Source organism: Pseudomonas sp. AIG (assembly GCF_977020205.1).
Genome location: NZ_CDROCK010000036.1, coordinates 40,086 through 57,568, shown reverse-complemented (window position 1 = coordinate 57,568; position 17,483 = coordinate 40,086). Strand labels below are relative to the sequence as shown.

Below are 17,483 nucleotides of genomic sequence, written 5' to 3'. Positions count from 1 at the left end.
CTTAACCTCGAGCGTCTTCAACACTGGCGGCCAGAATGGCCAGAACCAGTTGCTGGAAATCCAGGCCGGCCGCACGCGCGGCCATCGGCACCAGACTGTGATCGGTCATGCCCGGAGCGGTGTTCACTTCCAGAAACCAGAACTGCCCGTCGGCGTCCTGCATCACGTCCGCCCTGCCCCAACCGGCAATACCCAGCGCCTCACAGGCCTTGGCCGTGAGATCCATGAGTTCCTGTTCCTTGGCGGCATCCAGCCCGCACGGAATGCGGTACTGGGTATCGTTGGCGATGTACTTGGCGTCGTAGTCGTAGAACGTGTGCGGTGTACCCAGGGCGATAGGAGGCAACACCTGGTCACGCAGGGTGGCGATGGTGAACTCCGGACCTTGAATCCATTGCTCAACCAAGACTTGCGAATCGTAGGTACTGGCCGCTTTCCATGCGTCGATCAACTCGGACGCAGAACTCACTTTGGCCATCCCGATACTTGAACCTTCATGCGCCGGTTTGACGATCAAAGGGAAGCCCAGTTCCGTCGCCGCGGAAATACAATCGGCTTCGCTGCACAGCACGGCGTGACGCGGCGTCGGAATCCCGAGGCTGTGCCAGACCTGCTTGGTGCGCAGTTTGTCCATCGCCAGCGCCGAGGCCAGAATGCCACTGCCGGTGTATGGAATACCCGCCACTTCGAGCAGCCCCTGCATGGAGCCGTCTTCACCGCCACGGCCGTGAAGAATGATGAAGGCGCGGTCGATCTTTTCGCCGAGCAGACGTTGCAGAATGTCGTCGCCAACGTCGATGCCGAACGCGTCCACGCCAGCGCTTTGCAGTGCGTCGAGCACGGCGTTACCGGATTTCAGCGACACCTCACGCTCGGCACTCAAACCGCCAAAGAGCACGGCGACGCGGCCGAAGTCTTTCGGCGCGATCGTGGAAAACAGCTTGGCGTAGGCAGCAGTCATTTCAACTTCCCCTCGACCGACGCCGCCACGGCGCCAGCGAACAATTCACTTTTCAACAGCTTCGGCGCGAGACCGCCGATATCACCGGCGCCCTGGCACAGCAGGATGTCGCCGGCACGCAGCAAGGGCTTGACCAGCGGCGCCAGATCGACGCCACGCTCGATGTAGATCGGGTCGAGCTGACCGCGCTGACGGATGCTGTTGCACAGCTTGCGGCTGTCGGCACCCGGAATCGGCTCTTCGCCGGCCGGATAGACTTCCATCAGCAGCAGCACGTTGGCATCGGCCAATACATTGACGAAGTCGTCGTACAGATCGCGGGTGCGGCTGTAGCGATGCGGCTGGTAGACCATCACCAGACGGCGCTCCGGCCAGCCACCGCGTACGGCTTTGATCACCGCCGCGACTTCGGTCGGGTGATGACCGTAGTCATCGACCAGCATCACGTGGCCGCCGTCCACCGGCAGTTCGCCGTAGACCTGGAAGCGTCGACCGACACCCTGGAAACCCGACAGGCCCTGAACAATGGCTTCATCACTGACGCCTTCGTCGGTGGCGATGCAAATGGTCGCCAGCGAATTGAGCACGTTGTGATTGCCGGGCATGTTCACCGACACGTCCAACGGCTCACGGTCCGGGCGCAACACGGTGAAGAAGGTCTGCATGCCTTGCTGGCGAATGTTGATCGCGCGTACGTCAGCGTCTTCGCTGAAGCCGTAGGTCACGGTAGGACGTTTCACCAGCGGGAGGATTTCACGCACCACCGGATCGTCCAGGCACATTACTGCCAACCCGTAGAACGGCAGGTTGTGCAGGAACTCGACGAAGGTTTTCTTCAATTTGTTGAAGTCACCGTCGTAGGTTGCCATGTGGTCGGCGTCGATGTTGGTGACCACGGCCACCAGTGGTTGCAGATGCAGGAAACTCGCATCGCTCTCATCGGCTTCGGCGATCAGGTAACGGCTGGTGCCGAGCTGGGCATTGGTGCCCGCGGCATTCAGACGGCCACCGATAACGAACGTCGGGTCCAGACCACCGGCGGCGAACACCGAGGCGATCAGGCTGGGGGGGGGGGGTTTGCCATGCGTGCCGGCGACGGCGATGCCGTGGCGATAGCGCATCAGCTCGGCGAGCATTTCGGCACGCGGCACCACCGGGATACGACGCTCAAGCGCGTTCGCCACTTCCGGGTTCGAGGTATTTACAGCGCTCGACACCACCAGCACGTCGGCGGCAGCGGCGTTCTCGGCACGGTGGCCGATGAAGATGTGCGCGCCGAACGATTCCAGACGCTCGGTGACCGGCGAAGCTTTCAGGTCGGAACCGGACACTTCATAGCCCAGGTTCAACAACACTTCAGCAATGCCGCACATGCCCACGCCGCCGATACCGACGAAGTGGATGCGACGGATGCGGCGCATTTCCGGTTGTGGCATGGCTTTCTGATTCTCAACCATGGGCCACCTCCAGACAGGTATCGACCACACTACGGGTGGCATCGGGTTTCGCCAGACGGCGGGCCGCTTGGGCCATATCTTCGAGTCGTTGCGGTTGCATCAAGACCTCTGTCAGGCGCGCGGCAAGGTCCGCGGCACCAGTCGTTCTTTGCGGCATCAGGAAGGCAGCGCCTTCACGGGCCAAATAATCGGCGTTGCGGGTCTGGTGATCGTCGATCGCGTGGGGCAAAGGCACCAGCATCGAGGGCAGACCGGCGGCAGCCAGCTCACTGATGGTCAACGCGCCTGCGCGGCACACCACCAGGTCGGCCCAGCCATAGGCTTGGGCCATGTCTTTGATGAACGGCTGCACCTGCGCTTCGACGCCGGCGGCGCGGTAGCGCTCTGCAGTCACTTCATCGTGGTTTTTGCCGGCCTGATGAAACACTTCCGGGCGCAAATCGGCAGCGACTTGGGCCAGGGCTTCAGGCAGCAATTTATTCAACGGTTCTGCGCCCAGGCTTCCGCCAAGGATCAGCAAACGCGCTTTGCGACCAGCCAGAACCGGGCGCGATGTGTCGAGGAACAGCTCGCTGCGCACCGGGTTTCCGGTGGTACGGCGGGTGTCCGACAGAGTAAAGGTGTCGGGGAACGCTTCACACACCCGGGCGGCGAACGGCACCAGCAACCGATTGGCGGTGCCGGCAACGGCGTTCTGCTCGTGAACGATCACCGGCACGCCGGCCAGTTTCGCGGCAAGACCACCAGGGCCAGTCACATAACCACCGAAGCCGACCACGCACACTGGCTTCAAGCGACGGATGATCGCCCGCGCCTGCCACACCGACTTCAGCAGCATGAACGGCGCCTTGAGCAGCGACAGCTTGCCCTTGCCGCGCAGGCCCGTGGCGTTGATCCGGTGCAGTTCCAGCCCTGCGGCCGGCACCAGTTCATTTTCGATCCCGCGCGGTGTGCCGAGCCAGTGCACGGTGTAGCCGCGCGCCTGAAACTCGCGGGCACAAGCCAGCGCCGGGAACACGTGGCCGCCGGTTCCGCCGGCCATGATCAATACGTTAGCGCCCATGATTCGGCTCCTCAGCGAAGTCGCTTTCATGGAATTCCATCTCTTCACTGCCCAGATGGGTTCGACTCTCCCACTCGATCCTCAATAACAATCCGAGACAGGCGCAGCAGATCACCAACGAACTGCCGCCGTAACTGAGGAACGGCAGGGTCAGACCTTTGGTTGGCAGCAGGCCGACGTTCACCCCGATGTTGATCAGGAACTGACCAATCCACAGGAACGACAGACCGTACGCCACGTAAGCAGCGAAGAACTGCTTGGCTTTCTCCGCCCACAAACCGATGTACATGCCGCGAATACACACGAACACGAACAGCGCAACGGTGCACAGCGAACCGACCGCGCCGAGCTCTTCGGCCAGTACCGAGAACACGAAGTCGGTGTGCGCTTCCGGCAGGTAGAACTGCTTCTGCACGCTGTTGCCCAGGCCGACGCCGAGCCATTCACCGCGACCGAAAGCGATCAAGGCTTGCGACAATTGATAACCGGCGCCGAACTGGTCAGCCCACGGGTCAGCGAAGTTGGTCAGACGCGCCATGCGATACGGCTGCATTTGAATCAGCAAGACCACGGCACCGACCGCCAACACCACCATCAGCGAGAAGCGGAACAGCCCGACCCCGCCGAGGAATAGCATCGCCGCCGCAGCGCCCATCATTACGACGGTGGCACCGAAGTCCGGCTCCATCAGCAACAGGCCCGCCATCGGCAGCAGCACGATGAACGGCTTGAAGAAGCCCATCCAACTCTCGCGCACTTCCTTCTGACGCCGCACCAGATAACCGGCGAGGTAGATCACCACGAACACTTTGGCGATTTCCGACGGCTGCACGTTGAAGAAGCTGAACCCGATCCAGCGCATCGAACCGTTCACTTCGCGCCCGATGCCGGGAATGATCACCATCACCAGCAAGCCGAACGCACCGATCAACATCAACCAGCCGAGGCGTTGCCAGGTGGCGATCGGAATCATCATGGTGACGATGCACGCGCCCAGGCCCAGCACCACATAAATAAGGTGGCGAATCATGTAGTACAGCGGACTGCCCGACTGCGCGGCTGCCACTTCAGTGGACGCCGAAGCGATCATGATCAAACCGAGACCGAGCAGCGCCAGGCAACCGGCGAGCATCGGAAAGTCGAGGTCGATACCGCGCCCGGTGATGATCGGCGACGGATACGGTTTGATGATATTGCGCAGGCTCATGCCAGATCCTCCACAGCGCGGACGAACTGGTGACCACGGTCTTCGTAATTCTTGAACATGTCGAAACTGGCACAGGCCGGCGACAGCAGCACCACATCGCCCGGCTGGGCGGCGGCGCGGCATTGCGCGACGGCGTCGACCAGCGAGGTCGCGCGAATCAGCGGCACGGCATCACCGATGGCTTCGCCGATCTTGTCGGAGTCGCGGCCCATCAGGATCACGGCGCGGCAGTTGGCCGCCACCGGATCACGCAGATCGTTGAATTCGGCACCCTTGCCATCGCCACCGGCGATCAGGATGACCTTGCCGTCGATGTCCGCGCCCAAGCCTTCGATGGCGGCCAGTGCGGCGCCAACGTTGGTCGCTTTGGAATCGTTGTAGTACGCCACACCGTCGAGATCGCGTACCCACTGGCAGCGATGTTCGAGGCCGGCGAACGTGCGCAAGGCCGAGAGCATGGCGTCGAACGGCAGGCCCACGGCATGACCCAGCGCCAGTGCCGCGAGGGCATTGGACTGGTTGTGCGCGCCACGAATCTTCAGCTCACGCACGGGCATCAGGTTCTGGAATTCGAAGGCCAGGTATTTCTCGCCGTCTTCTTCGCGGATACCGAATGCCTTGAAATCCGGTTTGGTCAGGCCGAAGGTCCAGCACGGCTGGCCCTCGCCCATCAACGGACGGCTCAGCGCATCCTGGCGATTGACCACGAACTGCTTCGCGCCACGGAAGATCCGGTGCTTGGCCAGGTGGTAAGCCGGCAGGCCGCTATAGCGATCCATGTGGTCTTCGCTGATGTTCAGCACGGTGGCCACTTCAGCGTTGAGCTGGTCGGTGGTTTCCAGCTGGAAGCTCGACAGCTCCATGACGTACAACTCGACGTCGTCGCTGAGCAGGTCCAGCGCCGGGGTGCCGAGGTTGCCGCCGACGGCGACGCGTTTGCCGGCCGCAGCCGCCATCTCGCCGACCAGAGTGGTCACGGTGCTTTTCGCGTTGGAACCGCTGATGGCCACGATCGGCGCCTGCGCGTTACGCGCGAACAGCTCGATGTCGCCGGAGAGTTTCACGCCACGGGCCGCAGCGGCTTGCAGGGCCGGGGTCGCCAGCGCCAGGCCGGGGCTCACGTAGAGCTCGTCGGCACGGCAGAGGAATTCGACGTCCAGCTCGCCACAACGCACTTCCACGTGCGGATAGTCACGCTTGAGCGTGGCCAGTTCCGGTGGATTTTCCCGCGTGTCCGCCACGGCAAACGACGTGCCCCGGTTCGCCAGGAAGCGAACCAGGGACATGCCGCTCTTGCCGAGGCCGACAACGATGCGGAAGTGGTCAGAAGCGATCAGAGACACTCGTTCTACCTCAGCTTCAGGGTGGCAAGGCCGATCAGCACGAGAATCACGGTGATGATCCAGAAACGGACGATCACGCGCGGCTCGGGCCAGCCCTTGAGTTCAAAATGGTGGTGTATCGGTGCCATGCGGAACACACGGCGACCGGTCAGCTTAAAGGACGCAACCTGAATGACGACTGACAGGGTTTCCATCACGAACACGCCGCCCATGATGAACAGGACGATTTCCTGACGGACGATCACGGCGATGGTGCCCAGTGCCGCGCCGAGTGCCAGTGCACCGACGTCGCCCATGAACACTTGCGCCGGATAGGTGTTGAACCAGAGGAAGCCCAGCCCGGCACCGATCAGCGCACCGCAGAACACGATCAACTCGCCCGCGCCCGGCACGTAAGGGATCAACAGGTATTCAGCGAATTTCACGTTACCCGACAGGTAGCAGAAGATACCGAGGCCACCACCGACCATCACGGTCGGCATGATTGCCAGACCGTCGAGGCCGTCAGTCAGGTTGACCGCGTTGCTCGAACCGACGATCACAAAGTAAGTCAGCACGATGAAACCGAGGCCCAGCGGAATGCTGTAGTCCTTGAGCATCGGCAGAATCAGCGTGGTTTCAACCGGGGTGGTAGCAGTCATATAAAGGAAGATCGCCGCGCCGAGGCCGAACACCGACTGCCAGAAATACTTCCAGCGGCTCGGCAGACCACGCGAGTTCTTCTCGATGACTTTGCGGTAATCGTCGACCCAGCCAATGGCGCCGAACAGCAGGGTCACCAACAGAACAGTCCAGACGTAACGGTTGCTCAGGTCAGCCCAGAGCAGCGTGCTGACGCCAATCGACGACAGGATCAGTGCGCCGCCCATGGTCGGCGTACCCGACTTGGACAGGTGCGATTGCGGACCATCGTTACGCACGGATTGACCGATCTGACGGTTCTGCAGGGTGCGGATCATCCACGGGCCATAGCACAGCGACAAAACCAGCGCGGTCAGCACACCGAGGATCCCGCGCAGGGTCAGGTACTGAAAGACCGCGAAGCCTTTGTAGAACTGTTGCAGATACTCCGCTAGCAGCAGCAGCATTAATGTTTCTCCAGACTGGACCCGCACAGAGCCGCAACGATGTTTTCCATCGCTGCACTGCGCGAACCCTTGATCAAAATGGTGGTGTTTGTGTCCTGCTCGGCGTCGAGGGCCTGAATCAGTTCGGCTTGGCTGCCGAAGTGATGCGCCTGTTCACCGAAAGCGTTTACGGCGTGAACCATGTTTGGCCCAACGGCATAAAGCGCGGAAACCTTGCCCCGGGCGTACTCGCCCACGTCGCGGTGCCCCTGCTCCGCCCAATCGCCCAACTCGCCGATATCTCCGAGCACCAGGACGGTGCGGCCGGAAAAGCCGGCGAGTATATCAACGGCCGCGCACATTGAGGTGGGGTTTGCGTTGTAAGTGTCATCGATCACGCGCATGCCGTTTTTCGCCAGTTGCGCGACGGTGCGACCCTTGACCGGTTGCACGGCGCCAAGCCCGGTGGCGATGCCGAACAGCGACACGCCCAAGGCGTGCGCGGCAGCGGCGGCGGCCATGGAATTGGCGACGTTGTGGGTGCCGAGCAGGTTCAGTTGAACGCGCTCGACACCTTCAGGTGTGTGCAGATTGAAGGCCGGGCAACCACGCGCATCGGTGGTCAGATCGCTGGCATGGAAGTCCGCCTGAGTGTTGCTCAGGGCGAAGGTCAGCACTTTGCGCGCGCCAGCACGGGTCTTCCAGATACCGAAAGCCTTGTCATCGAGATTGAGCACGGCGACACCGTCGGCCGCGAGCCCGTCGATGATTTCACCTTTGGCTTCGACGATTTTTTCCGGCCCGCCAAACTCACCGACGTGCGCGGTGCCGGCATTGTTGAGGATCGCCACGTGCGGCTTGGTCAGGCCCACGGTGTAAGCGATTTCGCCGAGACGCGAGGCGCCTAGCTCGATGACCGCGGAAGTGTGCTCCGGGGCCAGTTCGAGCAGGGTCAGCGGCGCGCCGAGGTCGTTGTTCAGATTGCCACGGGTCGCCAGCACCGGGCCGCGCGTGCGCAGGATGCTCGCGAGCATTTCCTTGACCGTGGTCTTGCCGCTGGAACCGGTGATCGCGGCGACTGGCTGAGTGAAGGCGGCACGGTTCAGCGCGCCCAACTGGCCGAGGGCCTGACGGGTGTCTTTGACCAACAGTTGCGGCAGCGTGCTGTCGGCGACTTCACGCTCGACCAGCGCAGCCACCGCGCCTTTGGCGGCGACGTCATTCAAATAGTCATGACCGTCGAAACGCGGGCCGGTCAACGCAATAAACAGTTGGCCTGGCTGAATCGCACGGCTGTCGATGCTGACGCCGTCGAAACTGGCATCGGCGGCGATCAAACGGGCGTCGAGGGCGTTGGTCAGTTCGCTGAGCTTCAGGGCCTTAAGCATGGGCCACCTCCCAAGCGGTCAGGGCGTGATCAGCCTCGACCAGATCGGAGAAAGCGTGACGCTCGCCGTTGATTTCCTGATAGTCCTCGTGACCTTTACCGGCCAGGACAATCACGTCATCGGCGGACGCAGCGGCAATCAGTTGTGCAATCGCCTGACCACGGCCAGCGACAAAAGTGACTTTATCCACAGCCGTGAAACCGGCGCGGATGTCATCGAAAATCACTGCTGGATCTTCGGTGCGCGGGTTGTCGTCGGTGACCAGCACCTGATCGGCCAGACGCTCGACCACTTCGGCCATCAACGGACGTTTGCCGCGATCACGGTCACCGCCGCAGCCGAACAGGCACAGCAACTGACCTTTGACATGCGGGCGCAACGCGGTCAGGACTTTTTCCAGAGCGTCCGGGGTGTGGGCGTAATCGACCACCACCAACGGCTGCGTACCGCCACCCAGACGCTGCATGCGACCGGCCGGGCCTTCGAGTTTTGGCAGCACTTTGAGAATTTCGTCGAGCGCGTAATCCAGACCGAGCAAGGCACCGACGGCTGCCAGTACGTTGCTCAGATTGAAGCGGCCGAGCAGCGTGCTGCGCAGATGATGCTCGCCCTGCGGCGTCACCAATGTGGCGCGCACACCGTGGTCGTCAAACTGCGCTTCGCGGCAGAACAGGTACGCGCTGCTGTCGAGCAGGCTGTAAGTGATCAGGCGCGACTCACGTTTTTCCGCGGCCAGTTGCCGGCCGAAATCGTCGTCGAGGTTGACCACGCGGCATTTCAGATCATTCCAGGCGAACAGCTTGGCCTTGGCCTCGGCGTACGCCTCCATGGTGCCGTGATAATCCAGGTGATCGCGGGACAGATTGGTCATCACCGCGACATCGAACGCCAAGGCAGTAACGCGACCCTGATCCAGACCGTGGGACGAGACTTCCATGGCCACGGCTTTGGCGCCGGCCTTTTTCAGGTCGCCAAGGGTCGCTTGCACGGCGATCGGGTTCGGCGTGGTGTGCAGACCACTTTCCAGTGCGCCATAGAAGCCGGAACCCAAGGTCCCGACGATACCGCAATGCTGGCCGAGCAGATCCAGCGCCTGCGCAACCAATTGGGTCACGCTGGTCTTGCCGTTGGTGCCGGTCACGCCGATCAGATTCAGGTGATGACTTGGCTCGCCGTAAAAACGCCCGGCGATGTCAGACAGCTGCGCGGCCAGGCCTTTGACCGGAATCAGCGGCACGTCAGTGATCGGCAGCACGGTGGCACCTTCCACTTCATAAGCTACAGCCGCCGCGCCGCGTTGCAGGGCATCGGCAATGTGTGCACGGCCATCGAATTTGCCGCCAGGCACGGCGAGGAACAGATCCCCTGCGCGCACGTTGCGGCTGTCCAGCGCCAATTCACGGATCAACAGATCGTGGCCGGCGTGGGGGAATATCTTGTTCAGACTTAATGACATCAGCCGCGCCCTCCATTGGCTTTCAGCGGAATGACCGGGGTAGCGTTGGCTTGTTGCGTCGTCGGCAAGTTGTCCGGCGTTACGTTCATCAGGCGCAGGGTGCCGGACATCACGCGGCTAAACACCGGCGCCGATACCAGACCACCGAAGTAGCCGGCCTTGCTTGGTTCGTCGATCACCACAACGATGGCGTAACGCGGATCGCTCATCGGGCCGAAACCGGCGAACAGCGAGCGATACGAGTTTTCCGCGTAGCCTTTGGTGCCCACCGAGGTCTTACGCGCAGTACCCGACTTGCCCGCCACGTGATACGCCGGCACCTGCGCACGGAACACGCCGCGCGGCGCTTCGATCACTTGGGTCAACATGCCTTGCATGGTTTTCGCGACGGCTTCCGGCAGCACTTGCGTGGTCTGCGGCGGCTTGTCGGTTTTGATCAGGGTCAGCGGCGCGAGCCGACCGTTGTTGGCCAACGCCGAGAACGCGTGAACCAGCTGAATCGCGGTCACGGAAATACCGTAGCCGTAGGACAGGGTCGCGGTCTCGGCTTTACGCCAATCCCGGTAATTGGGGAGGTTACCGACGCGCTCACCCGGGAAACCGAGACCGGTGTCCTGACCCAGGCCAACTTTCTGTGCCAGCCGGTAAATGGTTTCACCGCCGATATCGAACGCGACCTTACTCATGCCGACGTTACTGGAATTGATCAGAATGCCGGTCATGTCCAGCACCGGGCCTTCGCTCTTGGAAACGTCCTTGATCGTGTATTTGCCGATCTGCAGAGTGCCCGGATACACCTCGACAGTGTCGCTCGGTTTCCAGCGACCGGACTCGATCGCCGCGCTCATCGAGATGGCTTTCATGGTCGAACCCGGTTCGAACACGTCGATCATCGCGCGGTTACGCATCATCGCCGGCTGCAGGTTGCGACGGTTGTTCGGGTTGTAGGTCGGCTGGTTGACCATGGCGAGAATCTCGCCGGTCTTGACGTCCATGATCACCAGACTGCCGGCCTTGGCGCCGTTCTCGATGATCGCGTTGCGCAGTTCGCGGTTGGCCAGATATTGCAGACGCAGGTCAATGGACAACGCCAAGGGCTTGCCGGCCTTGGCGTTTTTGGTGACCTGGACATCCTTGATCAGCCGACCGCGCCGATCCTTGATGACCTGTCGTTTGCCCGGCACCCCGGCCAGCCATTCGTCATAAGCGAGTTCGACACCTTCGCGACCGTGGTCATCGATGTCGGTAAACCCGACCATGTGCGCGGTGACTTCACCGGCCGGGTAGAACCGGCGGAACTCTTCGATGCCATAGACGCCCGGCACTTTCAGATCGAGCACAGACTGGCCCTGCTCGGGGGTCAGCCCGCGCACCAGATAAATGAATTCTTTGTTGGCCTGAGCTTCGAGGCGTTCGGTCAGGGCTTTCGGATCCTGGCCCAACGCGGCGGCCAATGCTGGCCACTTCTCTTTCGCCGTTTGCATTTCCTTGGCATTGGCCCACAGCGTGGTCACCGGGGTACTCACGGCCAAAGGCTCGCCGTTACGGTCGGTGATCAGACCACGGTGAGCCGGAATCGGGATGTGACGCAGACTGCGCGCGTCGCCCTGACCTTTGAGGAAGTCACGGTCAACCACTTGCAGGTCGATGATGCGCCAGCAGATCGCCGCGACCATCACGCCGAGCAGCGCCACCATCAGGCGGAAGCGCCATGGGAACAGTGCGCCTTCGAGTTTCATCATGGCGCCACCATCTTCACGTCAGCCGCGCCGGGGATGTGCATTTTCAGCTGTTCGGTGGCCAGCACTTCGATACGGCTGTGCGCGGTCCAGGTGCTCTGCTCGAGAATCAGACGGCCCCACTCGGCCTGCGCCTTGTCGCGCACGCTGAGTTCGTTATAAAGGGTGTTGAGCAACTGCCGGTTCCAGTGCGCGCTGTACGACACGGCGATGGCCGACACGAGCACGCCGATGAACAGCAGCAGCATCAGAAAGCTGCCGCCAGGCAGTGGCTTGGCGAAAAGCTTGCTCACCGCAGCTTCTCCGCCACGCGCATGACGGCGCTACGGGAACGTGGGTTGGCTTTGAGTTCGGCGTCGGAGGCCGTCTGCGCTTTGCCATGGACTTTGATTTTCGGTTCGAACGCGACGTGGCGAACCGGCAGGTTGCGCGGCAGGTTGTCGGCTTCGCCTTTCACCAGTTTGCGCATGAACAGTTTGACGATGCGGTCTTCCAGCGAGTGGAAGCTGATCACCACCAGGCGGCCGCCAATTTCCAGAGCGTCCAGTGCGGCTTCGAGGCCGGCTTCCAGATCGCCCAGTTCGTTATTGACGTGAATGCGCAAACCCTGGAATGCACGGGTGGCCGGGTTCTTGCCCTTTTCCCAAGCCGGGTTGGCGACTTTCAATACTTCGGCCAGATCGGCAGTGCGCTCGAACGGCTTGATATCGCGACGCTCGGCGACGGCGCGAGCCATACGACCGGAGAAACGTTCTTCGCCGTATTCCTTGAACACCCGGGCGATTTCCTCAGCCGGCGCGGTGTTGACGAATTCGGCAGCGCTGATGCCACGGGACGGATCCATGCGCATGTCCAGCGGGCCGTCGTTGAGGAAACTGAAGCCGCGCTCGGCGTCGTCGAGCTGCGGCGAAGACACGCCGAGGTCCAGCAGAATGCCGCTGACCTTGCCGCTCAAGCCTTGCTCGGCAACCACCGAACCGAGCTCGGCAAAGCTGCGCTGCACAACGACAAAGCGGCCGTCTTCGGCCGCTAGCGTTTGCCCGGTGGCAATCGCTTGTGGATCTTTGTCGAACCCGATGAGCCGACCGTCGGTGCCGAGCTGGCTGAGGATCAACCGGCTGTGGCCACCGCGCCCGAACGTACCGTCCAGATAGCAGCCATCAGGACGTACGGCGAGAGCCTCGACGGCTTCGTCAAGCAGTACGGTGATGTGGTTAAAGCCGCTATCAATAGTCACAGGATCAAATCACGCAGTTCATCAGGCATCGCGCCCGGTTGTTGAATGGCAGCAAGGTCAGCGGCAGATACCGCGTTCCATGCATCCTCGTCCCACAATTGGAACTTGTTCAGTTGGCCTACCAGCATTGCGCGCTTATCGAGCTTGGCGTATTCGCGCAGACGCGGTGGAACCAGAAAACGACCACTGCCATCGAGCTCGAGGTCGACGGCATTACCAATCAGCAAACGCTGCAGGCGACGGTTCTCTTCGCGAAGCGAAGGAAGCGCGCGCAACTTGGTTTCAATAATTTCCCACTCGTCGAGCGGATAGACACACAGGCACGGATCAACGGCATCAATAGTCACGATTAATTGGCCGGAACTGCGCGAATCGAGCTCGTCACGGTACCGGCTCGGCATGGCGAGACGGCCCTTTGCATCGAGACTGATAGCGTTAGCTCCGCGAAACACGTCTGCGTTTCTCCAATTTTTATCGTTTTGAGCTCAAAAAACCCACTTCATGCCACTTTCCGCCACTTGCGCACACTATAGGAATGCGCCCACCACACCGTCAAGGCGCGGATTAAAGGAAAACCCTTACAGAACGGAGATTTAGGAGCATAAAAGGAGGTGTAACGACAATCTGGCGCGGACTTTCGACCTATAACTTGATGCAGCACTGATAGCTGCGCTCGAAAGTTAAAGTAATTTGTTAAGAGTAAGATTTTTTCGGTATTACAAAAGCGCTTCTGCTGTTGATTGAAGCAAGGTGGGAAATGGCTATTACTGCGTTTGCCGCTGCCGAACTTTCAGAGCAGGCCTGCTGATATTACACAGCCCTGTTGCCAATGATTCAAGCAGGGAAAGAAAAAGGTGGAGAGTCGATCTGTAAGCCGGGTTCTGTCTTGAACAGTCATTCGTCTACGATGGCCATCACTGGACATCTTTAGCAACCTACCCGGTCCCAGCGCGGGCCACGCCTTGGGACCCTATTTGGTCTTGCTCCAAGTGGGGTTTACCTAGCCACGAACTGTTGCCAGACGTGCGGTGCGCTCTTACCGCACCTTTTCACCCTTACCGGCGCTTGCGCGCTTAGGCGGTTATTTTCTGTGGCACTTTCCGTAGGCTCACGCCTCCCAGGCATTACCTGGCACTTCGCCCTATGGAGCCCGGACTTTCCTCCCCCCCCTAATTTTCATAGAGGGCAGCGACTGTCCGATCGACTCTCCGCCGCGAAGGTTAACGGCAGAGCGCCTGAAGAACAAGCGCTAAAAGCCTCAAGACCGCTATGGGCGACGGCTTACACGCCTTTCTGTTTTTCCAGCGCGACCTGATACAACACGTTTTTGCGCTCGCCGGTGATCTGCGCGGCCAACGCGGCGGCACGCTTGAGCGGCATTTCTTCGAGCAGCAGATCAAGGATGCGCATCGCCTCGCTGCTGACCGCTTCTTCAGACTCCGGCGCAGTCCAGCCAGCCACCAACACGACGCATTCGCCGCGCTGCTGATTGCTGTCGGACTCGACAAACGCGCGCAGCTCGGCCAATGGCAGACCTTTAAGCGTTTCAAAGGTTTTGGTGATTTCGCGGGCGAGCAATGCCTGACGCTCACCACCAAACACTTCTTCCATATCCTGCAGGCATTCAAGGATGCGGTGCGGCGCTTCATAGAAGATCAGCGTACGCGGCTCTTCTTTAACGGCTTCCAGTCGCGCCTTGCGCCCGACCGACTTGGCCGGCAGAAAACCTTCAAAGATAAAGCGATCGGATGGCAGGCCGGCCGCCGACAGCGCCGCGATAAGGGCGCAGGCACCGGGCACCGGCACCACATTGATCCCGGCCGCGCGGGCCTGACGCACCAAGTGATAACCCGGATCGGAAATCAGCGGCGTCCCCGCATCGGAAATCAGCGCGACGTTATCGCCCGCCAACAAACGGGTAATAAAGCGGCTACCCTCATCTCTTTCGTTATGTTCGTGACAGGCGGCCAGCGGCGTGCCGATCCCGAAATGCTGCATCAGGCGCGCCGAGTGGCGGGTGTCTTCGGCCGCAATCAAAGCCACTTCGCGGAGGATCTTCAGGGCCCGGGCGCTGATGTCGTCCAGGTTGCCGATGGGCGTCGCCACCACATAAAGCGAGCCAGCGGCGGAATTCAGGGAACCTGGAGCAGTCAAAGCGCACACCTCGTGATCGATAAAAGCGGCCATTGTAGCGCGTCACGAGGCTTGCGATGCTTTCAAGCCGAGCCCGGTTTTGCACGCCGTTGTGCGCCGCCGCAACATTTACTCCAGCTAAATTGTCCGTTTCACGCCACTAACATCGCGCCCCGGCCAGTGCTTGGGTACAATTCGACGCTAATTTGATCGAGTATCAGGAACACTTACATGATCGCTTGCCTGCGGCTGTTCACTGCCCTCTGCCTCGCTGCCTTGTTGGCGGCTTGCGCCAGCTCCCCTTCCTCCAGCCTTGGCGAACTTCCACGGACCCCGGATGCCAGCATCGAGCAACTGCTCGAACAGGCTACCCAGGCGAAAACCCCGGAAAAAGCCGCCCTGCTGCGCCTGAGCGCAGCGGACCTGGCATACCGCCAGGGCAATGCCGGACAGTCCGCGCAAATCCTGCAACAAGTGCCGATGGAGCAACTCAAGCCCGGCCAGCAGATTTTTGCCAGCACCTTGAACGCTGAACTGGCGATGACTCGCAATCAGCCGAAAGCCGCGCTGACCGCCCTCAGCCATCCAAGCCTGCAGCATTTGGGCGAGATGCCTGAAGAACAGCAAGTGCGCACCGGCACCGTCCACGCCCGCGCCCTTGAGGCCGACGGCCAGACACTGGCTGCCGCTCGCGAGCGCGTATTCATCGCGCCGATGCTGCAAGGCGAAGCCGCGAGCAAGAACCACGAAGCGATCTGGACCCTGATCGGCTCGCTGCCAACCGACCAACTGCAACCGAACACCACCGACGATCTCGGCGGCTGGATGGGCCTGGCCATGGCAGTGAAATCTGCCGGCACTCTGGAACAGCAGCAAGCCGCGATCGACACCTGGCGTGCGCAGAATCCAAAGCACCCGGCCGCGATCAACCTGCCGCTGCCGCTGACCAAACTCAAAGAACTGGCCAGCCAGCCGCTGAGCAAAATCGCCCTGCTGCTGCCACAAGACGGTCCGCTGGCCGCTGTTGGCAAGGCGCTGCGTGAAGGCTTCATGGCTGCGCACTATCAGGCGCAACAAGCCGGACAGAAGCCGCCAGCGATCGAGTTCTACGACAGCTCGAAACTGACTTCGATGGACGAGTTCTACCGCAAGGCTCAGGCTGATGGTGTGCAACTGGTCGTTGGCCCACTGGAAAAACCACTGGTCAAACAGCTGAGCACTCGCCCGCAACTGCCGATCACCACCCTCGCGCTGAACTACAGCGAAGGTGACCAAGGCCCGGCGCAACTGTTCCAGTTTGGTCTGGCTGCTGAAGACGAAGCCCGCGAAGTCTCGCGCCGTGCCCGCGCCGATGGCCTGCACCGCGCCGCGATCATGGTGCCGAAAGGCGAATGGGGCGACCGCGTCCTGCGCGCATTCAGCCAGGACTGGCAGGCCAACGGTGGCAGCATCGTCGCCACCGAACGCGTTGATCAGCCGGTGCAACTGGCCCAGCAGATTGCCGACATGTTCCAGCTGCGTCAGAGCGAAGCCCGCGCCAAGAGCCTGCAGAATGCTGCCGGCACCAACGTAGCAGCGCAGCCGTCGCGTCGTCAGGACATCGAATTCATCTTCCTGGCCGCCACGCCGCAACAGGCGCAGCAGATCAAGCCGACCCTGAACTTCCAATACGCAGGCGATGTTCCGGTTTATGCGACCTCGCACGTTTACAGTGCCAGCGGTGACGTCAACCAATACAACGACATGAACGGCATTCGCTTCTGCGAAACGCCGTGGCTGCTGGACAACAGCGATCCACTGCGTCAGCAAGTGGTTGCACAATGGCCGCAAGCCGCCGGCAGCCTCGGCCGCCTGTATGCGATGGGTGTCGATGCCTACCGTCTGGCACCGCGCCTGGGTCAACTCAAGGCTCTGCCAGACAGCCGCATCGACGGTGAGTCGGGCAGCCTCGGCATGACCCAGACCCAACGTGTTGTGCGTCAGCTGCCTTGGGCGCAGTTCGTCAGCGGCCAGGTTCAGCGCCTGCCGGACACCCCGCGCTGATGCCCGACAGGTCACGCTCGCAAAGCGGCAAGGATGCCGAGCGCCAAGCGCTCGAGCATCTGCAACAACACGGTCTGCGCCTGCTGGCGCAGAACTGGTTTTGCAAACGCGGCGAGCTTGATCTGGTCATGCTTGATGGCGATACAGTAGTATTCGTTGAAGTTCGTTACAGAAAAAACACTCAATGGGGTGGCGCGCTCGCTAGCATCGATGGGCGCAAGCAGCAGAAACTGATTTTCGCTGCGCAGTATTTTCTTCAGCGCGAGTCGCGTTGGGCCAATTCCCCCTGCCGCTTCGACGTGGTGGCCATCGACAGCCATCCGGATCAGCTGAACTGGTTGCAGAATGCTTTCGACAGTTGATCGTCGGCGTTGCGACCCGGACAATCC

At 61.2% G+C, this 17,483-nt stretch carries 15 protein-coding genes and 1 other RNA gene; 2 read left to right on the top strand and 14 right to left on the bottom strand.

Translation table 11 applies throughout. The annotated features are described in order from the left end of the window. Position 1: 1 nt before the first annotated feature. From ACWR1S_RS20125 to rsmI, 14 genes are all read right to left on the bottom strand, one after another. Positions 2 to 961, bottom strand: a complete 960-nt coding sequence (locus ACWR1S_RS20125; protein WP_454564707.1) for a D-alanine--D-alanine ligase — start codon at positions 959 to 961, stop codon at positions 2 to 4. Further along, positions 958 to 2,418 (bottom strand): UDP-N-acetylmuramate--L-alanine ligase, encoded by a 1,461-nt coding sequence (gene murC, locus ACWR1S_RS20120; RefSeq protein ID WP_454564706.1) that lies wholly within the window; start codon positions 2,416 to 2,418, stop codon positions 958 to 960. Before murC ends, ACWR1S_RS20125 begins: the two co-directional genes overlap by 4 nt. Beyond that, positions 2,411 to 3,481: an undecaprenyldiphospho-muramoylpentapeptide beta-N-acetylglucosaminyltransferase gene (gene murG / locus ACWR1S_RS20115; RefSeq protein ID WP_454564705.1), complete on the bottom strand. Its 1,071-nt coding sequence runs from the start codon at positions 3,479 to 3,481 to the stop codon at positions 2,411 to 2,413. The genes murC and murG overlap by 8 nt, the downstream gene beginning before the upstream one ends. Continuing rightward, a complete protein-coding gene (gene ftsW, locus ACWR1S_RS20110) occupies positions 3,471 to 4,688 on the bottom strand; it encodes a putative lipid II flippase FtsW (protein WP_007916996.1) in 1,218 nt (405 codons plus the stop codon). Before ftsW ends, murG begins: the two co-directional genes overlap by 11 nt. Further along, positions 4,685 to 6,031, bottom strand: a complete 1,347-nt coding sequence (gene murD, locus ACWR1S_RS20105; RefSeq protein ID WP_454564704.1) for a UDP-N-acetylmuramoyl-L-alanine--D-glutamate ligase — start codon at positions 6,029 to 6,031, stop codon at positions 4,685 to 4,687. The genes ftsW and murD overlap by 4 nt, the downstream gene beginning before the upstream one ends. 5 nt (positions 6,032 to 6,036) lie before the next feature. After that, positions 6,037 to 7,119, bottom strand: a complete 1,083-nt coding sequence (gene mraY / locus ACWR1S_RS20100; RefSeq protein ID WP_201146592.1) for a phospho-N-acetylmuramoyl-pentapeptide-transferase — start codon at positions 7,117 to 7,119, stop codon at positions 6,037 to 6,039. Further along, complete coding sequence (locus tag ACWR1S_RS20095; protein WP_175553240.1) at positions 7,119 to 8,486, bottom strand: UDP-N-acetylmuramoyl-tripeptide--D-alanyl-D-alanine ligase; 1,368 nt, start codon at positions 8,484 to 8,486, stop codon at positions 7,119 to 7,121. The genes mraY and ACWR1S_RS20095 overlap by 1 nt, the downstream gene beginning before the upstream one ends. Then, positions 8,479 to 9,942: a UDP-N-acetylmuramoyl-L-alanyl-D-glutamate--2,6-diaminopimelate ligase gene (locus ACWR1S_RS20090; protein WP_454564703.1), complete on the bottom strand. Its 1,464-nt coding sequence runs from the start codon at positions 9,940 to 9,942 to the stop codon at positions 8,479 to 8,481. The genes ACWR1S_RS20095 and ACWR1S_RS20090 overlap by 8 nt, the downstream gene beginning before the upstream one ends. Beyond that, positions 9,942 to 11,681: a peptidoglycan D,D-transpeptidase FtsI family protein gene (locus ACWR1S_RS20085; protein WP_172828212.1), complete on the bottom strand. Its 1,740-nt coding sequence runs from the start codon at positions 11,679 to 11,681 to the stop codon at positions 9,942 to 9,944. Before ACWR1S_RS20085 ends, ACWR1S_RS20090 begins: the two co-directional genes overlap by 1 nt. Then, positions 11,681 to 11,974: a cell division protein FtsL gene (gene ftsL, locus ACWR1S_RS20080; protein WP_007917008.1), complete on the bottom strand. Its 294-nt coding sequence runs from the start codon at positions 11,972 to 11,974 to the stop codon at positions 11,681 to 11,683. The genes ACWR1S_RS20085 and ftsL overlap by 1 nt, the downstream gene beginning before the upstream one ends. Then, complete coding sequence (rsmH, locus tag ACWR1S_RS20075; RefSeq protein WP_008082779.1) at positions 11,971 to 12,918, bottom strand: 16S rRNA (cytosine(1402)-N(4))-methyltransferase RsmH; 948 nt, start codon at positions 12,916 to 12,918, stop codon at positions 11,971 to 11,973. Before rsmH ends, ftsL begins: the two co-directional genes overlap by 4 nt. Beyond that, positions 12,915 to 13,370 (bottom strand): division/cell wall cluster transcriptional repressor MraZ, encoded by a 456-nt coding sequence (gene mraZ / locus ACWR1S_RS20070; protein WP_007917012.1) that lies wholly within the window; start codon positions 13,368 to 13,370, stop codon positions 12,915 to 12,917. The genes rsmH and mraZ overlap by 4 nt, the downstream gene beginning before the upstream one ends. Positions 13,371 to 13,772: 402 nt before the next feature. Continuing rightward, positions 13,773 to 14,126: RNase P RNA component class A (gene rnpB / locus ACWR1S_RS20065), an RNA gene on the bottom strand. A 73-nt stretch (positions 14,127 to 14,199) separates the two neighbouring features. Next, positions 14,200 to 15,105 carry a 16S rRNA (cytidine(1402)-2'-O)-methyltransferase gene (rsmI, locus tag ACWR1S_RS20060; RefSeq protein ID WP_454564702.1) on the bottom strand — a complete coding sequence of 302 codons (906 nt, stop codon included), beginning with the start codon at positions 15,103 to 15,105 and terminating at the stop codon, positions 14,200 to 14,202. Between the two features lie 177 nt (positions 15,106 to 15,282). Between rsmI and ACWR1S_RS20055 the strand changes: the two genes are divergently transcribed. Together ACWR1S_RS20055 and ACWR1S_RS20050 are read left to right on the top strand one after the other, a co-directional pair. After that, complete coding sequence (locus ACWR1S_RS20055) at positions 15,283 to 17,094, top strand: penicillin-binding protein activator (protein WP_242206798.1); 1,812 nt, start codon at positions 15,283 to 15,285, stop codon at positions 17,092 to 17,094. Continuing rightward, positions 17,094 to 17,456: a YraN family protein gene (locus tag ACWR1S_RS20050; RefSeq protein ID WP_454564701.1), complete on the top strand. Its 363-nt coding sequence runs from the start codon at positions 17,094 to 17,096 to the stop codon at positions 17,454 to 17,456. The genes ACWR1S_RS20055 and ACWR1S_RS20050 overlap by 1 nt, the downstream gene beginning before the upstream one ends. Positions 17,457 to 17,483 lie beyond the last annotated feature (27 nt).